The following is a 1713-nucleotide window of genomic DNA, read 5'->3' as shown; positions in this document are numbered from 1 at the left end:
GCCTGGTACCGGGCGCTCGGCGTGGTTCGGCCATTCGGACTGGTCGCGCTCGCCCTGGCCCTGGCCTTTGCAGCGCTCGGGACGATGCTGACCGGCCGCCGCCGGTCCGCGAGCGGTCTGGCCGTCGTCGCGGCCTTTGCCGTTGGGGCCGCGTCCTTCGCCGTGTGGGAGTCGACGCGGCCTCTCGGCGTCGTGGTGACGACGGGTACGTCGCTGTCCGAAGGTCCGTCGACCTCGACGGCGAGTGTCGCGCGTGTGAGCGAAGGGGAGACCCTCGAGGTCGGCCCCGCTGTGGACGGCTGGCGACCCGCCCGCCTGGGCCGAGCGAGGGGTTGGGTTCGCGCGGACGCCGTCGAACTGATCTAGGCGAGGCCGCTGGTTCGGCCTCGAGGTCTGTCCGCACAGAGATTGGGAGTGCCGAGCTGTACGCTCGCTGTTGCGCCTGACCGGCGGGTTGCCAGCGGGGAGCTGAGGGGATGAGCGGACGCCTGGTGAGATTGATACGGGCGACCCCCTCGGTCGCTAGGACCCACATGTCATTCCCCGCGGTGGAGACGCGCTCAGGCAGGCCAGTTCCGAGGAGGTCGACGCATGTCGCGCGCTTGCCGGCGATCCGGAGCCTGCCCGTCGGGGCCAACGACAGGGCCTCGTCGGGAGCACCGAGATCGTAGACCCGGGATTCAGAGGTCAGATCGGACACGGAGACGTGCTGGCCGTCCTCAGAGGGGGATCTCTATCGTATCGGTGGGAAGAGGAGTGATGCAGTGGCCTAGCACGTAAGTCCGGCGCCGGCCCGTTGTCGGTGCCCTGGCATTGCACCCCAGCCCGATTACCTTCCGTCATGGAACCCCACGTCTATCCCCTCGACGAGAGCGGCCGACGCCGTGGCTGGATCGAGGTCGTCTGCGGCTCGATGTTCTCGGGCAAGACCGAGGAGTTGATCCGGCGCCTGCGCCGCGCCCGGTTCGCGCGTCAGAAGGTGGCCCTCTTCAAGCCGGCCCTGGACACGCGCTACGCCGACGCCGAGGTCGTGAGCCACGACGCGACCGCGATGCCCTCCGAGGTCGTCCACACGGCCGAGCCGATGCTGCTCCTGGCCGGCGACGCCGACGTGGTCGGGATCGACGAGGCCCAGTTCTTCGGCTCCGAGCTCGTCGACGTGGTCCAGGCGCTCGCCGGCGACGGCCGCCGCGTCGTTCTCGCCGGCCTCGATCAGGACTACCTCGGCCGTCCGTTTGAACCCGTCCCACAACTCATGGCCGTGGCGGAGCACGTGACCAAGCTCCACGCCGTATGCGTTCGGTGCGGCGCACCCGCCAACCACTCGCAGCGGATCGTGGCGAGCGGCGGCCGCGTGCTGGTCGGCGAGTCCGAGGCGTACGAGCCGCGCTGCCGCCAGTGCTTCCGTCCCGAGGCCGTCGAGGCCGTCCCGGTCTCGCTCCCGACCTCCAGGACGCCGGTGACGCCGGTCCCGTCCTCGAGGCATGCCCTGAGCGAAGCCGAGGGGACGCCGGCGGAGCCCGCACGCACTCCCGATCCCACGCTCGCCCTGTAGCCCGTGTCTCTCGTCGAGGTCGCCACCATCCTGACCGTGCTGATGCTGATCGCATCGGTCGTGTTGGCGTGGGTGGGAGAGCTTCGGCGAACCGGCGGTGCGATCTCCGCGCGCGAGAGCCAGGCCGCCGCAGAGCGGGCCTCGAGGAACGGTCGGAC

General features: G+C 70.5%; 2 protein-coding genes. Both read left to right on the top strand.

Going from position 1 to position 1713, the window contains the following annotated elements; translation table 11 throughout:
* Positions 1-366 (top strand): hypothetical protein (locus WBA11_RS06215; protein ID WP_424519842.1); only part of this gene is annotated, 366 nt, incomplete at its 5' end.
* Positions 367-841: 475 nt separating this feature from the next.
* Positions 842-1555 carry a thymidine kinase gene (locus WBA11_RS06210; RefSeq protein ID WP_424519841.1) on the top strand — a complete coding sequence of 238 codons (714 nt, stop codon included), beginning with the start codon at positions 842-844 and terminating at the stop codon, positions 1553-1555.
* The last annotated feature ends 158 nt before the right edge of the window (positions 1556-1713 follow it).

The organism is Rubrivirga sp. (assembly GCF_049648075.1).
In the GTDB taxonomy this organism is placed as follows: Bacteria; Bacteroidota; Rhodothermia; order Rhodothermales; family Rubricoccaceae; genus Rubrivirga.
This window is presented reverse-complemented; position numbering and strand designations above follow the sequence as displayed.